At 44.8% G+C, this 24,614-nt stretch carries 23 protein-coding genes; 17 read left to right on the top strand and 6 right to left on the bottom strand.

Features of this window, described 5'->3' with window-relative positions; genetic code table 11:
• Positions 1 to 1,207 precede the first annotated feature (1,207 nt).
• Both BW931_RS05340 and BW931_RS05335 read left to right on the top strand, forming a co-directional pair.
• A complete protein-coding gene (locus BW931_RS05340) occupies positions 1,208 to 1,747 on the top strand; it encodes a histidine phosphatase family protein (protein ID WP_076570535.1) in 540 nt (179 codons plus the stop codon).
• A 96-nt stretch (positions 1,748 to 1,843) separates the two neighbouring features.
• Positions 1,844 to 2,080 (top strand): indolepyruvate ferredoxin oxidoreductase subunit alpha, encoded by a 237-nt coding sequence (locus BW931_RS05335; RefSeq protein WP_008587621.1) that lies wholly within the window; start codon positions 1,844 to 1,846, stop codon positions 2,078 to 2,080.
• 57 nt (positions 2,081 to 2,137) lie between these two features.
• Here the strand turns inward: BW931_RS05335 and BW931_RS05330 are convergent, their stop codons facing one another.
• Positions 2,138 to 2,410, bottom strand: coding sequence for an acylphosphatase (locus tag BW931_RS05330; RefSeq protein WP_234972578.1), 273 nt, complete (start codon positions 2,408 to 2,410; stop codon positions 2,138 to 2,140).
• A gap of 71 nt (positions 2,411 to 2,481) precedes the next feature.
• Between BW931_RS05330 and BW931_RS05325 the strand changes: the two genes are divergently transcribed.
• Complete coding sequence (locus tag BW931_RS05325) at positions 2,482 to 3,447, top strand: P1 family peptidase (RefSeq protein ID WP_076570533.1); 966 nt, start codon at positions 2,482 to 2,484, stop codon at positions 3,445 to 3,447.
• Positions 3,448 to 3,459: 12 nt separating this feature from the next.
• Positions 3,460 to 6,978, top strand: a complete 3,519-nt coding sequence (locus BW931_RS05320; protein WP_076570531.1) for a dynamin family protein — start codon at positions 3,460 to 3,462, stop codon at positions 6,976 to 6,978.
• Positions 6,979 to 7,007: 29 nt separating this feature from the next.
• On the opposite strand, the gene BW931_RS05315 is transcribed toward BW931_RS05320, so the two are convergent.
• Entirely contained in the window at positions 7,008 to 7,790 is a 783-nt protein-coding gene (locus BW931_RS05315) for a SurA N-terminal domain-containing protein (protein WP_076570529.1), read from the bottom strand.
• Between the two features lie 169 nt (positions 7,791 to 7,959).
• Between BW931_RS05315 and BW931_RS05310 the strand changes: the two genes are divergently transcribed.
• The 4 genes from BW931_RS05310 (at position 7,960) to BW931_RS05295 (ending at position 11,917) form a co-directional block, all read left to right on the top strand.
• Positions 7,960 to 8,166, top strand: coding sequence for a cold-shock protein (locus BW931_RS05310; protein ID WP_076570527.1), 207 nt, complete (start codon positions 7,960 to 7,962; stop codon positions 8,164 to 8,166).
• Positions 8,167 to 8,245: 79 nt separating this feature from the next.
• Entirely contained in the window at positions 8,246 to 9,859 is a 1,614-nt protein-coding gene (locus BW931_RS05305; protein ID WP_076570525.1) for an ABC-F family ATP-binding cassette domain-containing protein, read from the top strand.
• 135 nt (positions 9,860 to 9,994) lie between these two features.
• Positions 9,995 to 10,819 carry a LysM peptidoglycan-binding and 3D domain-containing protein gene (locus BW931_RS05300; RefSeq protein WP_076570523.1) on the top strand — a complete coding sequence of 275 codons (825 nt, stop codon included), beginning with the start codon at positions 9,995 to 9,997 and terminating at the stop codon, positions 10,817 to 10,819.
• A gap of 105 nt (positions 10,820 to 10,924) precedes the next feature.
• On the top strand, positions 10,925 to 11,917 hold the full coding sequence (locus BW931_RS05295) for a zinc-binding dehydrogenase (protein WP_076570522.1): 993 nt from the start codon (positions 10,925 to 10,927) through the stop codon (positions 11,915 to 11,917).
• 375 nt (positions 11,918 to 12,292) lie between these two features.
• On the opposite strand, the gene BW931_RS05285 is transcribed toward BW931_RS05295, so the two are convergent.
• Positions 12,293 to 12,895, bottom strand: a complete 603-nt coding sequence (locus BW931_RS05285; RefSeq protein ID WP_076570518.1) for a recombinase family protein — start codon at positions 12,893 to 12,895, stop codon at positions 12,293 to 12,295.
• A gap of 266 nt (positions 12,896 to 13,161) precedes the next feature.
• On the opposite strand from BW931_RS05285, the gene BW931_RS05280 reads away from it, so the two are divergent.
• From BW931_RS05280 to BW931_RS05235, 9 genes are all read left to right on the top strand, one after another.
• Complete coding sequence (locus tag BW931_RS05280) at positions 13,162 to 13,896, top strand: SDR family NAD(P)-dependent oxidoreductase (RefSeq protein ID WP_076570517.1); 735 nt, start codon at positions 13,162 to 13,164, stop codon at positions 13,894 to 13,896.
• 108 nt (positions 13,897 to 14,004) lie between these two features.
• Positions 14,005 to 14,196: a hypothetical protein gene (locus BW931_RS05275; protein ID WP_076570515.1), complete on the top strand. Its 192-nt coding sequence runs from the start codon at positions 14,005 to 14,007 to the stop codon at positions 14,194 to 14,196.
• Positions 14,197 to 14,989: 793 nt separating this feature from the next.
• The gene (locus tag BW931_RS13665) at positions 14,990 to 15,106 is read left to right on the top strand and encodes a DUF3953 domain-containing protein (protein ID WP_076570513.1); all 117 of its coding nucleotides are present in this window, start codon (positions 14,990 to 14,992) and stop codon (positions 15,104 to 15,106) included.
• Positions 15,107 to 15,182: 76 nt separating this feature from the next.
• Positions 15,183 to 15,467 (top strand): hypothetical protein, encoded by a 285-nt coding sequence (locus tag BW931_RS05265; RefSeq protein ID WP_076570511.1) that lies wholly within the window; start codon positions 15,183 to 15,185, stop codon positions 15,465 to 15,467.
• Between the two features lie 138 nt (positions 15,468 to 15,605).
• Positions 15,606 to 15,926, top strand: a complete 321-nt coding sequence (locus BW931_RS05260) for a cupin domain-containing protein (RefSeq protein WP_076570509.1) — start codon at positions 15,606 to 15,608, stop codon at positions 15,924 to 15,926.
• A 288-nt stretch (positions 15,927 to 16,214) separates the two neighbouring features.
• On the top strand, positions 16,215 to 16,805 hold the full coding sequence (locus BW931_RS05255) for an ankyrin repeat domain-containing protein (protein ID WP_076570655.1): 591 nt from the start codon (positions 16,215 to 16,217) through the stop codon (positions 16,803 to 16,805).
• A 490-nt stretch (positions 16,806 to 17,295) separates the two neighbouring features.
• The gene (locus BW931_RS05245) at positions 17,296 to 17,676 is read left to right on the top strand and encodes a PadR family transcriptional regulator (protein ID WP_008587686.1); all 381 of its coding nucleotides are present in this window, start codon (positions 17,296 to 17,298) and stop codon (positions 17,674 to 17,676) included.
• A 15-nt stretch (positions 17,677 to 17,691) separates the two neighbouring features.
• Positions 17,692 to 18,696, top strand: coding sequence for an LLM class flavin-dependent oxidoreductase (locus tag BW931_RS05240; RefSeq protein WP_076570507.1), 1,005 nt, complete (start codon positions 17,692 to 17,694; stop codon positions 18,694 to 18,696).
• Between the two features lie 22 nt (positions 18,697 to 18,718).
• The gene (locus BW931_RS05235) at positions 18,719 to 19,564 is read left to right on the top strand and encodes a CvfB family protein (protein WP_076570505.1); all 846 of its coding nucleotides are present in this window, start codon (positions 18,719 to 18,721) and stop codon (positions 19,562 to 19,564) included.
• Positions 19,565 to 19,809: 245 nt separating this feature from the next.
• Here the strand turns inward: BW931_RS05235 and BW931_RS05230 are convergent, their stop codons facing one another.
• The 3 genes from BW931_RS05230 to parC all read right to left on the bottom strand — a co-directional run bounded on the left by BW931_RS05230 (position 19,810) and on the right by parC (position 24,605).
• Positions 19,810 to 20,925 carry a glycosyltransferase family 4 protein gene (locus tag BW931_RS05230; RefSeq protein ID WP_008587692.1) on the bottom strand — a complete coding sequence of 372 codons (1,116 nt, stop codon included), beginning with the start codon at positions 20,923 to 20,925 and terminating at the stop codon, positions 19,810 to 19,812.
• A gap of 12 nt (positions 20,926 to 20,937) precedes the next feature.
• Positions 20,938 to 22,086: an NAD-dependent epimerase/dehydratase family protein gene (locus tag BW931_RS05225; RefSeq protein WP_008587693.1), complete on the bottom strand. Its 1,149-nt coding sequence runs from the start codon at positions 22,084 to 22,086 to the stop codon at positions 20,938 to 20,940.
• Between the two features lie 83 nt (positions 22,087 to 22,169).
• On the bottom strand, positions 22,170 to 24,605 hold the full coding sequence (gene parC / locus BW931_RS05220) for a DNA topoisomerase IV subunit A (RefSeq protein WP_076570503.1): 2,436 nt from the start codon (positions 24,603 to 24,605) through the stop codon (positions 22,170 to 22,172).
• Positions 24,606 to 24,614 lie beyond the last annotated feature (9 nt).

Below are 24,614 nucleotides of genomic sequence, written 5' to 3'. Positions count from 1 at the left end.
ATTCTTAACAACTCGCTCTCGTCCTATATTATATTCATTATAGAACAGGAGTTCGTTTTATTCAAATATCAACAGAGTTATTTAACCTAGCTTTTATTAAAAGAGCCCTACACAGCTAGGTGACGACCTCGGTATTGAACCGGGGTCATCTTATATAATAACTACTGACATCTCTTGTTATTTTATTTATCTACATAAAGATTAATTTTTTCTTAGGTCTTTCTCAGAACTTATGGTTTGCAACATTTTCCAGGTATTCAAAGAGTGGCTCTATAGAAGTGTTATCCCGAGAGTTTCCTTTTCGGGATAAGCAATGACGTAGGTCAGCTACTTTCTCTTTCAACAGAAAGGGAAAGTAGTAAAAACCTTTGGTCGGAATGAAGCATGTCTTCCTGATAAAAACATTCAACGGTATCTTCAAGTTTATTTAGAGTTCGATAAACAATCTCCATCCCTAAAAGGCTTGGGTAGATAATGAGCGAAAATTCCCTTGGTAGTACTAACTTTGATGTAAGGAAAATAAGCTTATCCTGCACATAGTCCGTATAATTGATATCGGTCAAGAGTACTCTGTCTGCTCGCCGTTAATTTAAGTTATTGGTTTAAATAATTCGGTTTTCTAAAGTGCTTCTAAATATCTTTCATAACCGCTTGCAATGTTTCGTATAAGCAAAAAAATTTTGTGTTTTACAATTTCTCTATAGCTACGTTCAAGTATCGTTTTGTTTTGAATGACTCATGCTTTCCTGATTTTGTATAAAATAGCTCGAATAATTCCTACCTGTTTCCCCATTGCTGTATCTTATCTGTCTTTCAACCCTCTTTTTCTTCTACGAATAAATTAGGTGCCTATATGAGGGTCGCTAGTACAAAATATACAGGTTTTAAGAGTGAAATAATTTTATAAGCGCTCTATTTGTCCGTTTTACAGACTCCAGTGCGTTTTCCGGGCTTTTCTTTCAAAAATTACTTAAATTCAATTTTGAAAAATAAAGCTGATGCGTTTAAACTGTAACCACACAATTTTTTAATTGTGATTTCATCCCGGAGCAGCTATTCTCCCGGGGGATCCAAAAGTGAATGTATGAATTTGCCCGGCACCTTCAGTGAATACTTCAGAAGATTTTGAAAAATAAGCGAATTCACGTGTAAAGATGAAGGATACAGGGAATAACCGAAGTATCCCGAGCAAAGTGAGGTTTTGCAGATGGATCGTGTAATGCTCGTACGACATGCGGAAGCTGAAGGGCAGCACCGTGATTCCCCGTTAAGTCGCCGCGGATTGAAGGAGACTGCTGCTCTTGCTGAGGAGCTTAATAACTGGAGCTGCTGTGAAGCTGTTTTTTCCAGTCCTTTTTTACGTGCGATTGAGACTATCAAACCTTTTGCTGAAGGACACGGACTTTCTATCCGGAGCGATGAGCGACTGGAGGAAAGGGTGTTGAGTGACGTTCCCCTTGAAGACTGGGAAGAGTATATCGAAGACAGTTTCCACGACAGGGAAATGAAAGTCTCCGGCGGAGAGTCTGCCCGTGATGCTAAAGAGCGCGTCCGGGAATTTCTGGAGGACATCGACTCCTTTACGTATCCACTGCTCGTCACCCACGGGGAGATATTAGTATATATTCTTGAACATTTCGGGATGGAAGTATCATTTGAAGACTGGCTCAGTTTCTCATATCCGGATGCCATTCTTCTTGAGAAGGACGGCGATAAATGGAAATTCAGGAGAATTTGGCATAAGTAATTGCCAGGTTTCATTATAGTAGGTATGATGGAAGGTAGTGCTTCTTTCTAATTAAGATAGAGGGAAGAGTTTATCTTATAAAAAGGAGGAATAGAAATGGCATTTGTTATAACGTCTCCGTGTAAAGACGAAAAATCAGGTGAATGCGTAGAAGTATGCCCTGTTGATTGCATAGAAGAAGGAAAAGATATGTTTTATATCGATCCGGCTATCTGCATCGACTGCGGGGCCTGTGAAGCGGTCTGCCCGGTAGAAGCGATATATATCGAAGACGAAGTACCGGAAGAAGAGACGCCGTACATTGAAATGAACCGTAAATTCTTCCAGGAATAGAGGACACATAGGAAAAGCTGCCTGTTCAGAGGCAGCTTTTTTTACTGAAAGGACGTATCATCCTACAACTTCAAAATCCTGAAAATTACCCGGACCATCCAGGTCGGTAACGTCCGTTTTTGTGACGTGCGCAGCCGGAGCAGGACCGTTCTCGATTTCCTCTATGAATTTCTGCATGTCTTCCTCACTCCCCTGGGCGATTATTTCCACCGTTCCGTCCGCTTTATTCTGTACCTGCCCTGTGATGCCATACCGGTCTGCCACCTGTTTGGCAGACATACGGAAACCTACTCCCTGGACTCTGCCATGTACTGTAATCTGTTTAAGCATACGCTCACTCCTTTCCTTCATCATCATTATGTACCTTTTTCCTATCAAATTTAAACGTGGGAGGAATCACTATGAAAAGTATAGATATACGCGAAGTCACTCCTTTCCTTTACGGTCACTGCACAGACGAAGAGAACGGCACAGGAACTACCGTCATTATCCATGAAACAGGCGCTGTGGGCGGTGTGTCCGTCCAGGGCAGGGCTCCCGGGACGAGAGAAACCGATCTTCTGAAATCGGAGAATACCGTACAGAATATCCACGCCGTCACGCTCAGTGGTGGCAGTGCTTTCGGTCTTGAAGCTGCAGGGGGAGTGATGAACTACTTGTCGGAAAGAAAAATAGGTTTCGAACTGCTGGGCAATACAATCCCTATCGTGCCGGGGGCTATTTTATTCGACTTTCTTCCTTTTTCGGGGGATGCCTGGCCTGATTCTTCCTACGGTTATGAGGCAGCACATCAGGCATTTCATCGGGGAAACTTCGCTTCAGGCAATGCAGGGGCAGGGACCGGAGCGGCTGTCGGGAAAATGAAAGGCTACGATTCCGCTATGAAAGGCGGATTCGGGTCCTGCGCCGTAGAGGTCAATGGTTTGAAGGTAGGCGCCTGTATTGCAGTGAACGCGTTCGGTGATATAATAGACCCTGAAACCGGACGAATCATTGCCGGAGCCCGGGAAAACGGTTCCTTCTTAGATACTGCAAAATCTATCCGGGAAATGGATCCTCCGGACGGAGCGGGAGGGATGAATACGACAATCGGCTGTATTACTACGAACGCGAATATCACGAAGTCTGAAGCTAACCACATCGCCTCCGCCGCTCATGACGGCCTGGCAAGATGCATACGTCCGGTACATACGGTGATGGACGGCGATGCTCTGTTCGTCATGGCCGGCGGTGAAGTGGATGTTTCACTCCTGCAGCTGTCTGCGCTTGCCGTACACGTCGTGGAACAGGCAGTACTTACTGCCGTTCGCAAGGCGACAGGCGCGTATCAGCTGCCGGCCTTTCAGGACTTATTTAAACAAGAATAAAGGAGATCGACTATGACTACCGTTCAAACATCTGCACATACGATTAAACAACTGTATACGTTCCTTTTGGAAGAGGGGCTTACCGAACAGGCTGAAAAAGTTCTTGATATATATGAAAAGGAGATTGAACAGACGTTCATCATCGGATTCGCCGGCCATTTTTCCGCCGGAAAATCGTCTCTGATCAACTATCTCGCCGGGACGGATGTACTTCCTTCGAGCCCGATTCCAACCAGTGCCAATATCGTCCGTCTTCAGAAAGGCGAAGAGATGGCGGTTGCTTATAATCAGGAAAAACGACCGATTGCCAAAGAGGCTTCCCGCGATCTTGAGCGTCTGCAGGCTCTCTGTAAAGATAACAGGCAGATCGCTTCCCTTTCCATTTATAAGTCAGATGTCGACTTTCCTGAAAGCATCATGTTCATCGATACTCCGGGCGTCGATTCCACGGACGATATGGATCGTACAATTACGGAAGGATCTCTTCACATCGTCGACCATCTGTATTATGTCGTCGATTATAACCACGTCCAGTCGGAAGTGAACAGCAGCTTTTTGACGGAGCTTGAGAATCAGGGGATTCCCTACACGCTTGTCATTAACCAGATGGATAAACACCAGGAAGAGGAAGTGACTTTCGATGATTTCAGCTCCTCGGTCCGGGTGTGGCTGAATGGTTACGAACTACACCCGCAGGACATCTTTTACACGTCGATGCACCAGGAGCACCTGAACCGTCTTGAAGGGAATGCGCTGCTGGGTGAAGACGTAAAGGAAAGGATAAGGGAGAGGGACGGGGAGAACCACATCCAGTCAGTACTTAAGGAATGCGAACAGGCTCTTCGGCAAAAATATGATATAGATGCTTACGAAGCCGAACTGGAAGCATACAGTACGTCCTCGCTCGAAGAAGCCGGGGAACGGATAGAAACGATCAAGCACAATTTTATGGAAAAGAAGAACTCACTTGAAGAGCAGTATAAGAAAAGAGTACGCGGTTTTCTGAAGAATGCCTATATCACCCCCGCTGTCCTGAGAGATGATGCACAGCAGTATCTGGAATCGATGCAGCCGAACTTCAAGAAGGGACTTATATTCACGAAAGATAAAACCAGTGAAGAGCGGAAGAGACGGCTGGATGTTTTTTATGAAAACCTGTCCGCGATTCTTGAAAAAAACCTGGAGTGGCCTCTGCGTGATCGTATGCGGGAACTTGCCGACACCCATTCGCTGACCGATGAACATCTTGAGAAACGGATACAGCAGTTTCACGTTCAGGTACCGGAGCAGCTGCTTGAAGATGTGATTGCGAGCGGGGCTAACGTTACCGGCGAATATGTACTGAGGTATATGGACGACCTCAGTAAAGAAATATTGAAACTGTACCAGCAGGAGACGGAAGATATCTACAAACAGATGAAAGAACAGCTGGACGCCCAGCAGGAAAATGAGCTCGCTCTTTCAGGTGATGAGGAAGAAGAGCTGAATGAGAAACAAAGGGTCGAGGAACAGCTGAATGGACAAAAAGAAAAATGGGAGGGGAAACGGAAACTTCTGTATCAGGTGCATAACGGAGAGATAGAACAAGATGAACAGCAGGCCGAGGCGGCACTTGCGGCCAGAAAAGAAACCGATTTTGAAAATGATCTGGAGCTGGAATACGACCAGCGACTGCAAAAAGAAGAACAGCCGGAGGCATCGGATAGCGGGCCGTCCGGCTCAAAGACCGAAATCAGAAGAAAAGCCGAAGAAGTGCTGCCGGTGCTTGGGGAGTACGAATTCCTCGAATCCTACGCCCGCTCCATCAAAGATAAATTGAGCCGCGTGGATCATCAGCAGTTTACGGTAGCTTTATTTGGAGCATTCAGTGCCGGAAAATCTTCGTTCATAAATGCGTTACTGGGTGGGGACTACTTACCGACGTCCCCGAACCCGACGACCGCTTCCATCAACCGGGTAGTACCTCCGGAGGATAACCACCCTAATGAAACAGCGACTGTTCACTTTCTTACTGAAAAGGAACTCATCGAATCGTTCGATTTTCTTGACGTTTCCGGTCCGGAAGAAATTTTACGAACGAAAACCGATGAACTGGAAACGAGAAAACGAACGATGGTGCAGGCTTTTCAGAACGGTTATGAGGAACTTAAAGGACACATCGGAAGCCGCCTTGAAGTCTCTCAGAAAGAATTCGTAACATACGTCAGAGATGAATCGCACTCTGTGTTCGTAAAAGCGATAGACTTTTATGTCGATTCCGTTTATGCAAGGGAAGGGATAACATTTGTGGATACTCCCGGAGCCGACTCCGTTAACGACCGCCACACGGACGTATCGTTCGGTTATATAAAAGAAGCGGACGCTATCCTTTTTCTGACTTATTATAACCACGCCTTCACGAAAGCGGACGCCGGCTTTTTGCGTCAGCTCGGCCGGGTAAAAGATTCATTCGCCGTAGATAAAATGTTTTTCATCATCAATGCCAGTGATCTTGCCCAGAGTGAAGAGGATCTTCAGTCCGTACGCTCTTATATCGAATCCCAGCTCACCTTCTACGGAATAAGAAACCCGAGGATGCACGCCGTTTCCAGCCTTAAAGCAAGGCAGGGAGAGAAAGAGGAGAGCAACCTCCCCGCGTTCGAACGCGATTTCCGTACGTTCATTCATGAAGATTTGCAGGCTATGGTCTTTCAGTCGGTCCATTCCGATCTCGAAGAAACCGTGGAAGTGACTTCCCAGCTGCTTGATTTTGCTGCCGGAAATGAAGAAGAGCAGAAAAGACAGTTGGATAAATGGGAAGAGGAAGAGAGACGGATATCCGAAATACTTCTCGAAGAAAAAGGGAAGAAAGAAGCCCCTGCTGTGGGTCAGAAGGTGGACAAGCAGTTCCACTACCTGGAGGAGCGGCAGATTCTGCAGTTATCCGATTTCTTTAAAGAGGAAATCAACCCCGGGTATATACAGGGAGAGAAATCAGAAATAAAACCACAGCTGGTGAGAGCACTGGATCGTCTTTTGAACAGATATGAGAAGGAGCTTTTCGACGAAGTCAGAGCCATCAGTCTTCGTATGGAAAGTTTCGTCGGCGACCTTCTCCGGGAAAGAAGCCGGAAAACGGTGGAACAGGTAAAAGCCGTGACGGACTCCAGACCTTTCAAGGAAGAAAAGGAGGAAGTGTCGGTGGAAACCCCATCGTTCACCGTCGAGATAGAGGAAACGGCCGAAGATCTGGATATCTCGCTGCAACGGTACTCGAGTGCCAAACAGCTCTTTGAAGGGAACAGAAAAGAAGAGTTACGCGAAGAAGTGAAAGAACAGCTACCCGGAATTTTCGGGAAAGTACTTACTCCGGTCGAGGAGAGTTTCGCGGAGTATTACAAGGAAGCCTATCTTGATGCCGTCAGCGATCTGATGGACAGGTATGAAGAGAAGGTGAAAGAGTACTACAGGAAACTCCGTAATAACGGAGAAGATGCCGTAAGTACGGAAGAGCTGCAGGAACTTAAAGAAAAGCTGACATCTTCCATCTAAAAAAACCCCCGGATTTCCGGGGGTTTCTTTTATACATTAACTTTAACGTCGGCTTTCTCACGAAGGGATTCAATGTGTTTGTTGACGGCTTCGCTCTGTTTCTGGGAAGCGAGCTGCTGTTTGATCTGGTCTTTCATCTCTTTGAAAGAGCCGAGTTGCTGCTGCTGTGCTTTCTGACCGTCTTTGTTGCCTTCTTCTTTCTGTGCATCCTGCTGTGCTTTCTGACCGTCTTTGTTGCCTTCTTCTTTCTGTGCATCCTGCTGTGCTTTCATCTGTTCCTTCATTTTCTCATACTGTTCTTTCGCTTCTTTATCCGTAACTTCCGGAACGTCTACGTTTTTGTCCACGTATTTCTGTGCTTTTTGACTTTTCTTCATTTCCTGTTTAATTTCTTCCTGAGACATATCATTTTTTTCAAGGAATTTTTCCCACTGATCGTTTTCTTTGTACTGTTTCTTCATTTCCTCGAACTGCTTGTTTATTTCTTTATCCGATACTTTAATATCCATTTCTTCCGCCTTCTGCATCACAAGCTCTGTGCCGATCAGCTGATTGATGGCGGTTTTATTGATCTGATCTTCCTGCTTGGAAGCGTCCATGCCGAATTGTTTATACTGCTGCTTGACGCTTTCCACATTGGATTCGAATTCCTTCTGGGTAATTTCTTCCCCGTTTACGACTGCTGCCGCTTTGCCTGAATTGTCTTTATTTTCTTTGGAATCCCCGCTGCTGCTTTTTCCGTCATCTCCGGAAGAACATGCTGCCAGAAGAGTGACTGCTGCAACCAGAACGAGTAATAATACTTTTTTCATTGAAAAGCTCCTTTTCGTAAAAACGTTAATTGGAGTGTAGCACACAGGTATGGCGGTGTAAAACCTCCGGCGCGATTTACACATTTGTGCCATATAATTTTGACTTAACCGGAAAAAAGTAGTAAAATTAAAACAATTGTTTATTCTCTAGAATAAGAGGTGAGATAGTATGGCATTCGGAAGACAGAATCAGGAGAAAGCACCAGAGGAAGAAACATCCGTTTGGGAATGTACCGCGGAAGGTTGTAACTGCTGGATGAGGGACAACTTCAAAGATAAACAAGTTCATACATGCCCCGTCTGTGACAGCGAAATGAAACGCGCTACAAGAACGATTCAGGTCGTTGAGAATAAAAGCTTATACTATAATCAGTAGAAACGCGGATGCCCGCGTTTTTTATTTTGTGATTTCCTGATATAATAAATGAGAATTTTTGAATGGAGGATTAGTTACTATGCTACAAGTACAAAACGTAAGTCTGCGTTTCGGGGATAGAAAACTGTTTGAAGATGTGAATATCAAGTTTACGGAAGGGCACTGTTACGGATTGATCGGGGCCAATGGTTCCGGTAAATCGACATTTCTTAAAATATTAAGCGGCGAACTGGATGCACAAAGTGGAGAGGTCGCTCTCGGCAAAGGGCAGCGTCTCGCCGTTTTGAAACAGGATCACTTCGCTTATGATGAATACAATGTTCTTGAAACAGTCATTATGGGATACGAACGACTGTATGAAGTAATGGAAGAGAAAAATGCGATCTATGCGAAAGGTGACTTCACGGAAGCGGACGGTATGCGTGCTGCGGAACTCGAAGGTGAATTCGCCGAGATGAACGGATGGGAAGCGGAATCCGAAGCTGCACGACTTCTTACGGGTCTCGGTGTAGATGATGCTCAGCACGATAAAAAAATGAGGGAACTTCCGGCAAACGATAAAGTTAAGGTGCTTCTCGCCCAGGCACTGTTCGGTAATCCTGATGTACTGCTTCTCGATGAGCCGACCAACCACCTTGACATCCACGCCATCCGCTGGCTGGAAGAGTTCCTCATCGAATTCGAGAATACAGTGGTAGTCGTTTCCCACGACCGTCACTTCCTTAATAACGTATGTACCCACATTGCGGATCTGGACTTCCAGAAAATCCAGGTATATGTAGGGAACTACGATTTCTGGTACGAATCCAGCCAGCTTGCCAGAAAGATGGCAGAAGAACAGAACAAGAAAAAAGAAGAGAAAGTCAAACAGCTGAAGGAATTCGTAGCCCGTTTCAGCGCCAACGCTTCCAAATCGAAACAGGCTACGTCCCGGAAGAAAATGCTTGATAAAATTACGCTGGATGACATCCAGCCGTCTTCCAGGAAATATCCTTATATAGCTTTTCAGGCGGAAAGGGAAATCGGTAACGATTTGTTGACGGTGCAGAATCTTTCCAAGACGATAGATGGAGAAAAAGTGCTGGACAATGTAAGCTTCACACTCAATAAAGACGACAAAGTCGCTCTTGTCGGTTCTTCCGAGACGTCCAAAACGGCCCTTCTCGAAATACTCGCCGGGGAGATGGAACCGGATGAAGGTACGTATAAATGGGGGGTCACGACATCCCAGAGCTACTTCCCGAAAGATAACACGGAATACTTTGAAGGGAACGAGAAAACGCTAGTCGAATGGTTGAGACAGTATTCACCGGAAGACGAGACGGAGACATTCCTGCGCAGTTTTCTCGGCCGTATGCTTTTCTCCGGGGAAGAAGCACTGAAGAGCCCGAATGTTCTGTCCGGGGGCGAAAGAGTCCGCTGCATGCTTTCGAAAATGATGCTCTCCGGAGCTAACGTTTTGATTCTGGACCAGCCGACCAACCACCTGGATCTGGAGTCGATCACGTCCCTGAACAAAGGAGTGGCCAATTTCAAAGGTTCGGTCATTTTCGCCTCGCACGACCACGAGTTCATACAGACGGTGGCGAATCGTATCATCGAAATCACTCCTAATGGAATAGTGGATAAAGAAATGAGATATGATGAGTATCTCGATGACCCTAAAGCTCAGGCGGAAGCTCAACAAATCTAAGCTTTGTAATGTCTGTGCAATGTGAATGTTAATATTGCAAACAAACTGTTAGCTCCTTGTTCTTAAATTATTCTGTACACCTGTTATTATGGATATTGTGCAGATGAGAGATAACCATCAAGGAGGAATTAACAAATGAAAAAACAAATCGTTACACTAGCAACTACAGCAGCCCTTACAGGAGCATTCGCTACTACAGTAAGTGCTGAGGATCACAACGTAAACAGTGGAGATACACTTTGGGGCATCTCCAAACAATATAATGTGTCGGTAAGCCAGCTGAAATCCGTCAACGGCCTTAACTCCAACATCATTTACCCTGGACAGTCGTTGAGCGTGGACGGTAAAGCGGCAGAAAAAACAACAACAAATTCCAACGTCTATACCGTAAAATCCGGAGATACACTTCACAAAATCTCCAGCAGCCATGGCATCAGCGTGTCTCAGGTGAAAAGCTGGAACAATCTATCCAGTAACCTGATCCACCCTGGAGATGAATTGGCGGTAGGAAGTAAAGCGGCAGTTAAATCAGCTTCTGACTCCAAACAGGAAGAGAAAGCGGCTTCCAGTGCAAGCAGCAGCTCTGCATCCGAGCAGAAACAAAGTAGCAGCACAGCATCTGAAAGCAGCAGTGCCAGCTCTTCTGAAAGCAGCTCCCAGGGAGATGTACAGAAGCAGTTCACAGCTGAAGCTACAGCATATACAGCTTATTGTGCAGGATGCAGCGGTGTTACAGCTACAGGTCAGGATTTGAGAGCCAACCCTGGTCAGAAAGTCATCGCAGTCGATCCTGACGTCATCCCGCTCGGTTCCAAAGTATGGGTCGAAGGATACGGAACAGCTATCGCTGGTGATACCGGTGGAGCTATTAACGGCAACCGCATCGATCTCTTCATGCCTAGCCAGGGTGACGCCCTTGACTTCGGACGTCAATCCGTAACTGTCAAAGTACTTGACTAATATATTTTAAAACGAGAGTCCATCCTTAAAAAGATGGACTCTTATTTTATTTTCCACAGATTATTGGTAAGCTGAAGGTAGTCTTAAAAGAAAGGGGACAGTAATATGAAAGCGATTGTACATGAACACAAGCAGGGAATCTCCGGACTTACATACAGGGAGATGGACGTAAGGACGCCCGGTGCCGAAGAAGTGCTTCTGAAAGTGAACGTGGGTGGACTGAACCGGAGAGATGTGGCGGTCGTCGAGAACAAACATGACCCGGAATCAGGACCTTTCATTCCGGGATCCGATGCTTCTGCTACGATTGAAGAGACGGGAGCGGACGTCAAAGATTTTCAAAACGGGGAGGAAGTCATTATCTATCCAGGTCTCGGCTGGAAAGAGAAAAGTGATGCTCCGCCGGAAGGATATGAAATCGTAGGGTTCCCGAAAGACGGGACATTCGCCGAGTATATCGTCATGCCAGCGGAGAACGTGCGTAAAAAACCTGATCACCTTACGCTGGATGAATCGGGAGTGCTTTCTCTTGCAGCATTGACAGCTTACCGGGTAATGTTCACCCGTGGAAATATATCTGAGGAAGATACGATTCTTCTGCCTGGTATCGGGAGCGGTGTACTGACATATGCACTGAAATTCGCAAAAGCAGTCGGCGCACGTGTCATCGTTACCTCACGTTCGGAAGATAAGATGAAAGAAGCTCTTGATATAGGAGCGGACCGGGCCGTTTTCACCTATGATGATTGGAATGAAGTTCTTCATGACGAGACGATTGATGTAGTAGTCGAGAGTATCGGCGGCGAAACATTCCAGAAGTCCATCGATGCCGTAAGAAGAGGGGGAACTATCGTAACGTTCGGTGCTACAACGAAGGACACTTTCGAACTGGATATCAGAAGTTTCTTTTATGGCCAGTATAATCTTCTCGGTTCAACGATGGGGAGTATGGAGGAATGGGTGGACATGCTTCAGTTCATAGAGAAGCACGACATCCACCCTGTTGTAGACAAGATGTTTTCAGCAGAGAACTGCCAGGAAGCCTTTACGTACATTAAGGAGTCCAAAAACTTGGGTAAAATAGGCATTAAATTTTAATCTAGTTCTACTTTAAACTTAGTAGTAACTCCGAAATAAAATTTAATACCGGTTAAACAACCAGAAGAGAGTAATTATCTTATATAGAGAAGGAAGCTGATTTTTTCAGCTTCCTTCTTCTAATTATACGTAGTGCATACTGAGAATGATGATATAGGGACTGATTAAAAGCATGAAACTTAACGTAACTAATTTATAGTTCCGTAATAACAGTGCTACCATCCCTCCGAACAGACCACATATAAATGTAAAAAAAACTGTATAAATCACTCCGTAATCCACAAAGAAAAATTGCCAATAAGAGTGAAGCCCCAAGAGAAAGAGGAACCAATAAACAATATAGGGGAATTTTTCTTTCATTACAGCAGGACTCCTTTACATATCATCTTCTACTTGCCGGACGAGTTTGTAAAAGGTCGTTTTTTTCACTTCCGCCTGTTTCATCGCCTGCGTCGCTGTAATATTTCCTGACTTCCATTCATTGTACGCTTCCAGGAAAGCATCTGTAATCTCAGCTTTCGGGCGACCCAAACGTTTGTAGGAATTGTTCACTTCGCTTTCTTCTTCCTTCTGCAACTCGCTCTCATCGTAATCATTTTTGGCCATCCAGGAAAGCATTTGTGAAACGAGATCGGCAATAAATGTCCCCATGCTGTCTTTATACTTTGTCGTATCCAGAAGAGGCATGTCCAGTACGACAACATCTACTTCAAGCTCTTTCGTAACAGTGTGCCATTCCTGCATAATCTCTTCTTTACTACGCCCCAGATGATCAAGGGAATAAAGGTAGAGAACATCTCCCGGGTAAAGAATCCGTTTAAGAAGCTCATAATTATCTTTTCGCACGCTTTCATCAGTATTCACATCTGTAAAAATGTCCCGCTCCTGAATGTTTTTTTTCTTTAGACCGGTAATCTGTTCATTATTATTTCGTTCATTATTGTCGGTATATATGTATCCGTATTTTCTGTGTTCCATCGTACAGCCCCGCTTTTCTTAAGTATTATTCATTCATATCATAACACAAACGTTCGCAAACTTTCATCACTTAACTTACAAATTATCTTAACCTGAATCAAAGAAAGCGTGCTAAATTATTTACGAACGTTCATTAATTAGTTGGTTGATGGAATACTACCAGTCTTTTTTAGGTTTCGTTTAACATTGCTGTACCTGCTTGTATAATCAGAAGTGACTGTTTCGAAGAGTAACCCACTGGATTGTATGATAAGGAGGTTTTCATTATGAGACGTTTTGAAAACAAAGTAGCACTGGTGACAGGTGGACGAAAAGGAATCGGCCGCGCCATAGCCAGACGCCTGAGTGAGGAAGGTGCAACGGTCATAACTGCGCAACGGAGTGAGGACGAAGCATTCGACTCTATTACCGCGGACTTCTCCGATCCGGAAGCACCGGGGAGAATTATAAAAGAAGCCATCGCCCGTACTGGTCGACTGGATATACTGGTCAACAATGCGGGAATGATGAAGGAGAGTTCCATTGAAGAAATGAGCCTTGAAGATTGGGAGAGGAATCTCAATGTGAATCTGACAGGTCCATTTTTGATGATTCGTGCCGCTTTGCCATATTTGCGCAGGACGAAAGGCAACATTGTCAATATCGGGGCGGTGGAAGGGCTGGCAGCGAACCCTGGACACGCAGCATATAGTTCCACGAAGGCTGCCATACATGGATTGACTCGTGCGGTAGCTGTAGATCACGGACATGAAGGGATCCGTTGTAATGCAGTAGCACCCGGCTGGATTGATACCGAATTGAATCTTGATTTCATCAAAAGCACACTAGATCCTGCAGCATTCCAGCGGGATATAGGAGACATCCACCCTGTGGCTCGCACAGGTACGCCTGAAGAGGTGGCGTCTCTTGTGGCTTTTTTGGCAGCGGAAGAGGCCGGTTTTATTACCGGGCAGGTCTACCAAGTCGATGGTGGACGAACAACAAAACTGAGTTTGCCATAACGTTAAATCGTGTCTGTCGTTTTTTCAGTCCAGTGATCGGTAAAAGACAGTCTATATCTTGAAGAAGTGGATTGTTTTATAGTCTATTCTGTGAAAGGGAGGCTTTCGATGAGTGAAAGACTCAAAAACGGTCTTCTCTCAGCTGTGGTTTTCGCAGTTGTTTCTATGTCCTTTAGTTACTTTGCTGAAGGAGAGATAAGGTGGAATAACTTTATAGGCTTGGCCATAGGGGGATTTGTTTCCTGGTATTTTATTATACCCAGGATTAATAAGAGGAGAGCTGACAAAAAGAAGGGGTGAACCGTAAATTCAAGGCCGGCAAAAGGACAGACACTGTTAGTATTGTTAGGAATTTTAATATTTTGAAAGGGAGGGCCGGATTATCGTTAAGTATTTTTATGGGATACTGGTAAGCATAATCCTATTCACAGGTGTTACAGGTTTAATTTCCGGAAGAGTAGGCGTACCGGGTTTCGTTTTCGGTGTGTCGGCTTTTGTTATTTTAGAATCATTAAGAAGAAGCGGAAAGAAGTCCGACAAAACGGAGGAGTGGGGAGAAGTAAACGGAAAAATTTATAAGGTTTCATTACTGGTCTTTTTGGTGTCGACTATAATATTAACGGTAATTCTGACCATTAATAGTTATTTATTAGGAATGAACACTGTAAAAGCTGATTACATCCTTTTGTATCTTATGGTTACTTTTTATATTGCGTTGTTTTTAGGTCCTTCCATCATAAAAAATAAATAAATATCTGATAGTGGTTAAAAAACAGTCGACAGGTACTACGTGTTCCCGGTCGATCAGTATAAGATAAAACATTTTATATAATACTAAGTAGCTACTCAGAACATAATAATAAACAAAAAATAAGTATAAAAATTCAATAACTATTATAAAGAAGGAAAATCGTATCTTAAAATACAAGCGGAATACTAGTCGGAAGAGTTACCACGTACATATGATGTTACATAGTGGGGGAGCTGTCAGTGAAAATACTTCAAATAGTGTTGGGCGTCGTTGTAACCACCTTGGCCGGGTATAGCCTCATAACCGGAACGGCTGATTTCGGACCTTACCTGCTGTTGTTGATTGAGCGGGTTGGTTATCATATTGGGGATTAACGAATATCAAAACCGAAAACCGGCTGCCTTCACACTCTTTCTTTCAGCCGGTTTTACTATCTTTGTAGCAGTTTATATTTTATAGACCACCTGCACCTTCAGAAGGGAAGTCACACTTTGTAATTGAATAGTTGGAGCCCGTTAAGAAGGAGGATGTTACTTTGAAAAAACTTTATGTTCACATTTTGAATGTAGCTGGCTTGGTTTTGTTAACTGTTTTTAATCTTTTTGCTTATCTTGGATTGAATTTCACTCCGTTAGATGAGCCTCTTACAGCTGAATATACTCATCTGGCCAGTTTTTATGTACTTTTGGGAAGTTTTTATTATTTACAATTACAGCAAATTTCCTGGGTGAAATTTATAGTCATTATCACTATTGAATTTCTTTGTATTTATACGTGGGCTTTGTTTGGGGAAGGTGTACTGGAATCTTTGATTGAGTAGTACTTCCCGTTTTTTTGCCCGGGTATTCTTTAAGCGCTCCATTATGCTGTCAGCCGCTATAGAACCTCTATGCATGGACCGTATGGTATAATCGATTTAGGTCCATACTATTATATCTTTAAAAAGAAGGTGACTACTATGCATGTTTATTCAATTGAAGACGCAAAGCAGTTCAATGATGAACGATTTACCAAAGTCAATCTGATTAAAAATGACCACAGTACCGCATTCGTGCTGAACTTTTTACCTGGACAGCATATGAAAGCGCATAATCATCCCCATCGTGAATTGTATTTGTACGTTATCGACGGCGATGGAATCTTTTTAGTCGACGATGAAGAAATGGCGGTATCAGCTGGTGATGTGATTTATTGTAACTCCAAGCAGCAGCTCGGCTTTACCAACACCAGTGATGCGCGCGTTTCGATTTATGCAACGATGACAAAACTGCAGGATTGAAGAAGCGGGGGGATGCCGCAAAATTAAAAACTGAATTCCATGTATGTTAACTGTTGGAGGTGGAGGAAAGATCCCCACCTCTTTCTTTATGGATATAAAAAATTTCACAACGCAGAAGCTGGCACACTAGTTCAGAGCTGAATAAAGTGATAAAAGAGGAGGGAGAGTAAGGGGGTTATGAAGGTAGGACAAATGTTAGTCAGTCTGCTTCTTTTGTTTTTGCTTACCGCTTGTCACTTAACCTCTGACTCCTCGGTAGACGTGTCAAAAGAAAAGGGGAAAGATACTATGAATCAACAATTAATCGACTCCGCTCAATGTGCGGACACGAAGAACGTCCTGGAGCTTCTGGAAAAGGGTGCAGATATCGATGCTACGAATGAACATGGAATGACCACTGTAATGGCCGCAACCCGTGAACATCACACAGGTACTGCAGATGCCCTTATTCAACGAGGAGCGGATATTGATATACGGGATAACAACCAGGGTAATGTGCTTTTATATGCAGGGGCAGAAGGGTTTCTTGACATTGTAAAACTTGCAGTTGAAGGAGGAGCTGATACGACGCTCACGAACCGGTATGGCGGAACGGCACTTATACCTGCTGCAGAAAGAGGTCATGTTGACGTCGTGAAAGAGCTTTTAAACAATTCTGATACAGATGTTAATCATATTAATAATCTGCACTGGACAGCATTATTGGAAGCGATCATTCTAGGGGATGGCGGCAGGGATTATCAAAAAATTGTACAAATATTGGTGGACTACGGGAGTGATCTCAGTATTAGTGACAGGGAAGGTGTAACGCCTTTGCAGCACGCCAAGAATAATGGATATCAGGAAATTGTAAGTATACTAAAAGAATCGGGAGCCTGATGTGCTCCATTGGAATGAAGCTGCACGATAGAAAAGGGGTCCGTGTTTTTAAGGGTTACTTTACGTATTAAATGGAGAAGGGATAGGTCAAATATGAGTTCCACTTAAGGTGCGGACTTTGAAGCGATGACAGTGTCAACCGGATCTGCCAATGAGCCCGCAGTCAATTTTTATTTGAAACACGGGTTTGTAAAAACAGGGGAGTCCAAAATAACAAAGGATTTTTCAATTACTTCTTTTAAAAAAATGCTATAAGTGAGTTCGTTTTCAAAGTACGTACGTAGAAGAAGCAAGTTTCCTCAAACATTGAAAAGGAAAAGCATATTCGCTTAATACTTAGTAGCAACTCCTAACATAAATTAAAAACCTATTCTCTAAGCAAACTTTTTCAAAAATATACGATACGAAGCACGAGAGATTGAACAAATGTTCTTATTCATTTAATTACCCTCGTCTCTGAGGTAAAATGATAGAGAGGAGGGGTGTTTTCGTGAGTCACAAAAATAATCCTAAAAAATTCGCATTGAATATGAGCGCAGCTCAGTTTACCAAGTTTTATATTATGCATCTGCTTCAGGTGAAACAGCCGATGATCAGCGAACACTTCAAAAAGGAATTCAAAACCTTAACAAAAAACTGGATACCGGCACCTTCCACGCTGCTGGATACTTTACATGAGATGACGGAAGAAGGGCTTCTGGCAAGGAAGGAAGACTATAAATCCCATGACAAGAAGCGGCAGAAGGTGTATTGGTACTATTTGACCGATGCCGGGAGAGAAGAGTTCGAAGTTCTTAAAAAGAGATATAAAATTCTCTTTGAAGAGCAGCAGCAGATTTTAGACAAAATAATGCGGGACGTGTATAAATAAACAGGAGGATGTACAGTGATACTTAGTGTGTTGGATCAATCACCGATTTCGGACGGAGGTTCGCCAGGGGACGCGTTAGCACAGACGACAGAGCTTGCACAGTTCACGGAATCCCTCGGTTATCACCGGTACTGGGTGGCCGAACATCACAATACGAACGGGTTAGCCAGTGCCGCTCCGGAAGTAATCATAAATACGATTTTAAGTAAAACGACGAACATAAAAGTAGGGTCAGGGGGAGTGCTGCTGCCACAGTACAGCCCGTTGAAAGTTGCCGAAGTGTTCCGTACACTTGAAGTCTTCTACCCGGGTCGGGTGGATCTCGGTCTCGGAAGATCTCCGGGAGGAGGCCAGAAGACGAGGGCGGCTCTGACTGATGGAGTGAACAAGCCGCTCAGTTCTTTTCAGCGGCAATTGAAGGAACTGCAGCATTTCCTTTACGACGACCTTCCAAAAGGCCACGATTATTATGGAGTAAAAGCAAAACCGGCATCGCCGACGATTCCTGACATGTGGGTGCTCGGTCTCTCGGAGCGGGGTGCCCGGCATGCGGCGAAGCAGGGGACGGGCTTCACTTTCGGGTATTTTATCAGCCCCGATGCGGTGGAAGAGGCCCTGCAGACTTACCGCGATAAGTTTGAGCCATCTCTGCAGCTCAGCGAGCCTTCCGTGAATATGTGCGTCTTTGCTGTATGCGCGGATACGGAAGAAGAAGCGGAGTATCTGGCCAGGAGTCAGGATATGTGGTTACTCCAGGTGGAAAAAGGACTCGATACGAAAGTATATGCGCCTGATGAGATTGATTTTGATAATCTGACCGGGGACGAAATAGACAAAATACAGAAGAACAGAAAACGAACCATCATAGGCACCCCTGAAAAGGTGGCAAGGAAATTACAACAGTTATCCGAATCGTACCAGGTGAACGAGTTTCTTCTTATAACGAATATTTACGATTTTGAAAAAAAGAAAGCATCTTATCAAAAAATCAAAACGGCTGTCGATCGTCTGTATCAGTAAAACAGCCCGAAAGGAACTAGCTATGAACTTATCTATTATCGGAACCATTCAAAAAGCGGAAGTCACCGGTGACGCTGAGGTTACCGTACACGGAGAGACACTCCCGCTGGAGACGACTGATGGCGCTCCGGCCCTGAATACAGAAATAGAGGTATTCTGCTACTTGAATAAAAACGGGGATCTCGTCACGACGGATTCATTACCGGCAGCTACCGCAGATGCTTACGGATGGGCGGAAGTTGTCAGTATCCTGCCGCATCTCGGAGCATTCGTCCATATTGGAGTGGAAGGCAAAGACATCCTCGTTTCCAAAGATGACCTGCCTCTGATGAAGGCTGTGTGGCCGAAAGAAGGAGACTTCCTGTTTGTTACGCTGGAGACGGACAAGAAAGGAAGACTCGAAGCTAAACCCATTTCGGAAGACGAAGTAATGGCAGAACTTGATAAGGCTCCTGAAGATATGCTGAACAAAGAAGTCGGAGTACGTGTGTATAAAGCTGTAAAAGCCGGTTCTGCTGTACTGACGGAAGAAGGATATCGCGGGTTCATTCATCCGACGGAGCGGATCGCGGAACCGAGGCTCGGGGAAGACTTAACAGCAAGAGTAATAGCCGTTAAAGAAGACGGCACTTTGAATTTGTCCTTGAGACCCGTAAAAGCGGTCAGCCAGAAAGAAGATGCGGAAGTGATCTACGAGTATTTAGAAGAAAATGACGGCGTTATGTTCTTTACGGATAAAAGCGATCCGGAAGATATCCGGGCAACATTCGGCATCAGCAAAGCTGCATTCAAACGAGCATTAGGAAAGCTTATGAAAGACAATAAAGTGATCCAGCAGGAAGACAAAACAGTCATTAAACATTCATGAACAGGACGGGATCAGCGGGGGCGATAGATATTCTGCTGATCTTGTCTGTATATAAAAGAGGGGAGTATTAACAATAAAAAGATAAAACCCCTCTCTTATTAACAAAATTACTTAGTTTACATAATATATATTATAGGAAGTTAAGGGGAATTACTTTTCTATGTCTCATAAACTAAGTATACTTATGATAGTGAGACAAAACATAATTTAACAGCTCCCTGATACATACGTAACGGGAGCTGTTTTTATTTGGCTATAGCAATCGTCTTCTTATAGATCTCAAGAATTTGTTCGGAAGGTTTCTCCCAACTGAAATTCTCAGCTTCTTTTCTGGCGTTTTCGCTGAGATGTTCCAGCAGTTCGGGGTCTTCCAGTTGCTCTACAGCATCTATCATGCTTTGAGTGTTCTCGTTTTCGAACAGTATTCCGGTTTCGCCGTCTACTACCTGTTCTTTCGTAGGACCACTCTCAGCTGCTATTACCGGCAGTCCGGATGCCATAGCTTCCAGTATAACGAGTCCAAGCGTTTCCGTCACCGATGGAAAAATCATCGCGTCCCCACTTGCAAACGCTTCTCTGAATTCTTCTCCGTGCAGATTACCGGTAAATACCGTTTTCGTCCCCTCAAACTCTTTCTCAAGCTGCTGACGGATCGGTCCGTCCCCTATGATGGCCAGAGAGACGTCTTTCCGCTTTTCCAGCAGAGGTTTTATTTTATGGATTTCTTTTTCCGGAGCAAGACGTCCGACGAATACCAGCAGTTTATCCCCCGGATTCCCGTTGGATAATCGTTCTCTCATACTCGTGCTTTCGTGCTTCGGATGGAAATGGTCGATAGCCACGCCCCGTTTCCAGACTTCAAGATTGTGTATGCGCTTTTGCTGCAGTTCTTTCAATATCGTTTGCGATGTACATACGTTTGTATGGGCATAGCTGTGCAGTTTCTTGAAATATGCCCAGAAAATCGGTTTAAAAGGATAAAGGTTATAGTAATCCAGGTATTTCGGCACGTGTGTATGATAGGAAGCCACGAGCGGAAAACCTAATTTGTTGGCATAATATACCCCGGATACCCCTACTAAAGCAGGGTTGACGACGTGAACCACGTCAGGGTTATGTTTTTCCAGCAGGTCCTTTACTTTTCTGCTCGGAAGGGAAAAGTACTTGGAAGAGTAAACGGGTAGCTTTGCGGGTTTTATGCCCTCCACAATCGCTCCGTCGAATTCTTTCACCCCAAGATCAGGGGCTATAATGACCACTTCATGCCCTTTTTTATGAATATAAGTAATAGCCTCCTTCAGACGGGTGACCACCCCGTCTGTAGAAGGCAAAAAAGTTTCTGTAACAATAACGATTTTCATAAAGGTCCTCTATTACTTCCAGGTGACAGACGGAAGAACGTTGTCTTTAATGACACGGTCTTTATGATCAATCACCGTCTGGAGCATGTCTTTGATGACTTCGTCTGTCAGAAGGTGTGGTTCCAGTCCGAGATCACGAAGTTTCGTATTGACTGCACTATAGTAATGGTCTTCTGCTTCCACCCTTGGGTTCTCCATGTTATCAATGGAAACATTGATACCTTCTTCTTTGGCTACCTTCTGAACTTTGTCTGCGAGCTCTTTGACAGAGAACCACTCCGTAAACTGGTTGAATACGCGGAATTCACCCGGTTCGGCAGGGTTTTCGGCCGCAATCTCTACACAGCGGACCGTGTCCTCGATGTTAAGGAAAGCACGCGTCTGTTTACCGGAACCATAAACGGTCAGGTCATGTTCGATGGCTGCCTGGTTGATGAAACGGTTAAGAGCCGTGCCATACACCCCGTCGTAATCCAGTCGGTTGTTCAAAACAGGATCCTGCTTCGTTTCTTCGGTATGTAAACCGTAAACGATTCCCTGGTTCAGATCAGTGGCACGGATACCCCAGATTTTACAGGCGAACTGGATGTTGTGGCTGTCATGAACTTTTGACAGGTGATAGAAGGACCCCGGCTGTTTCGGGTAAGGAAGAGTGTCTTTTCTTCCTTTATGTTCGATTTCAATATACCCTTCTTCAATATCGATGTTAGGCGTGCCGTACTCACCCATCGTCCCGAGCTTAATAAGATGACAGTCCGGTGCCAATTCTTTGATAGCGTAGAGTACGTTCAGGTTCCCCATAACGTTGTTCGTCTGAGTGTACACCGCATGTTCACGGTCGATCATGGAATAAGGCGCAGAACGCTGTTCGGCGAAGTGGACGAAGGCATCCGGCTTGAACTGAGTAAAAACCTGCGTCAGGAAGTCATGATGGTTCAGATCACCCACGAACGTTTTGATTTCTTTACCGGTAAGCTCTTTCCACTTATTCACCCGTTCTTCGAGTGTGGCGATAGGTGTTACCGAGTTCGAATGCAGTTCATTATCGATTTTACGTCGTACTAAATTGTCGAGGATTGCTACGTCATGACCCTGCTTGGATAAATACAAAGCAGTAGGCCATCCACAGAAGCCATCTCCTCCGGCTACAATGATTTTCATAAATATCTTTCCCTCCTAAATCAACATACATCTATAGAATAACATTTTCTTCAGTATAAGCGCTATTATTTTATGGAAGATTATTATTCCAGCGGACTTTCATAGCCCACTTTTCTCCAGGCCCCCGTCACATCCCCGTTCTGTTCGGTGTCTATAACGAATGTTCCGTTGCTGTAACTGTCCTTCGAACGGTACTGCTTCGGTTGGACCTCAATCGCTTCTTTGTCAGTGACGATACGGATATGGCTCTCTTTATCAACGACGAGCATTTGTATGAGTGTATGAGGGTTTTTCTTCAGAGCCCGGAATACGACGTTTCCTTTTTTCGCTCTCGTCGTCGATTCAAATTCCCTGAGATCCATCCGTTTCACCGCACCTCTATGAGATACGACGAGAACAGTTCTTTGAGCTTCCGGGTCGAATACTTCCCCGGAGACAATGACTTCATCCGTTTTTAACTGCATGCCTTTAACACCCGCAGCCCGGGCTCCCACGATATTGACTTCATTTTCCGGAAAACGGAGGCAGTAACCTTTGTTGGAGGCCAGCATAATATCTTTACGGCCGTCGGTGCGGTGAACAGCTACGACTTCATCATCTGCTTTCGTATTTATACCTACGAGAGGTTTGGAGTAGCGCTGCGCCTGATAATCTTTCAGCAGCGACCTTTTCACCATCCCATTTTTAGTGACGAATGTCAGGTAGTCATCCGTTTCGAAATTTCGTACAGGGATAGCTTCTATGATTTTTTCACCGGCTTCGACCGGTACCAGGTTCGTTACGTGCTGACCCAGTTCCTTCCATTTTATGTCCGGTAACCGGTGCACCGGGAGATAAAGATACTTCCCTCTATTTGTAAACAGTAATAAAGTATCCGTCGTATTGAGTTCCATGAGGCTTAAAAGATAATCTCCTTCTTTCAGAGGCGGAGATTCTTCCTGTGAAGCTCCGTAGGAACGGAGACTCGTCCGTTTGACGTAGCCGTCTCTCGTAACAGAAGTCAGTATGTCTTCACTCGGAACCATGACTTCCAGGTCCACCTTCAGCTCCTGAACCTGCTCTTCGATGACCGTCAGTCTGTCATCTTTATAGGTTTTCTTTATGGAGCGGAGATCTTTCTTAATTTCTTTCAGCAACAGTTTCTCATCCGAAAGAATACTCTCAAGGTTTCTGATCGTCTCTTCCAGCTCTTCTGCTTCTTCCTGAAGGGCTGTGATGTCCGTGTTCGTCAAGCGGTAAAGCTGAAGATTGACGATAGCTTCCGCCTGAGCCTCGGAAAACGTATAGGCAGACTTCAGTTTTTCTTTGGCATCGCTTTTATCACTGGAGGAGCGGATCGTACTGATCACTTCATCCAGGATCGAAATAGCTTTAATGAGTCCCTGGACGATGTGCGCACGATTTCTCGCTTTTTTCAGGTCGTGCATCGCCTGGTTCCTTACAATGTTTTTCTGATGACTGATATAGGCATCGAGAATCATCGGAAGAGACATAAGTTTCGGTTTCTGATCGGAGATAGCTACCATATTGAAGTTATAGGATACCTGAAGATCCGTGTGTTTATATAAGTAGTTGAGTATCCCTTCACTGTTCGACTCTTTCTTCAGTTCGATCACAATTCTCAGACCCGTACGGTCCGTCTCGTCGCGGACTTCTGCGATCCCTTCCACTTTCCGGTCGATGCGAAGCTCATCCATCCGTTTCACAAGTGTGGATTTATTCACATCATAAGGAAGTTCATCAATGACGATCTGTTCCTTACCGCCTTTGATCTGCTGGATTTCCGCTTTTCCGCGGACGATGATTTTTCCTTTCCCGTTTTCATAAGCTTCTTTGATGCCCTGAGCACCCTGGACGATGCCTCCGGTAGGGAAGTCAGGCCCCGGTAATTTAGTCATCAGTTTATCTACTGAAGCCTCGGGATTATCGATCCTCATAATAACGGCCTCGATTACTTCCCCAAGCCGGTGAGGAGGGATGTCGGTGGCATATCCGGCCGAGATTCCGGTAGAACCGTTAACGAGAAGGTTCGGGAACCTTGCGGGCAATACGGTAGGTTCTTCTATCGTGTCATCGAAGTTAGGGATATGTTCCACCGTATCTTTCTGGATATCACGCAGAAGTTCCGTGGATATCCCGGAGAGCCTTGCTTCTGTATACCTCATGGCTGCAGGCGGATCGCCGTCAATACTTCCGTTATTCCCGTGCATCTCCACGAGCGGATAGCGGACTTTCCACGTCTGACTTAGTCTTACCATGGCTTCGTATACCGAAGAATCCCCGTGCGGGTGGTAATTACCGATTACCGTACCGACAGTTTTTGCAGATTTCCTGTACGGTTTGTCGGCCGTGTTTTTTTCCTGCTGCATGGCATAAAGAATACGGCGTTGTACGGGTTTGAGCCCGTCCCTGACATCAGGCAGGGCCCGTTCCTGGATAATGTACTTGCTGTAGCGGCCGAATCTGTCTCCCAGTACTTCCTCAAGCGGCAGATCCAAAAGTCTTTCTGTTTCAGACATGAGAACTTC

Source organism: Salimicrobium salexigens (assembly GCF_900156705.1).
Taxonomy (GTDB): Bacteria; Bacillota; Bacilli; order Bacillales; family Halobacillaceae; genus Salimicrobium; species Salimicrobium album.
Note: the sequence above shows the minus strand (reverse complement) of the source record. Positions and strands in the feature narration are given on the sequence as shown.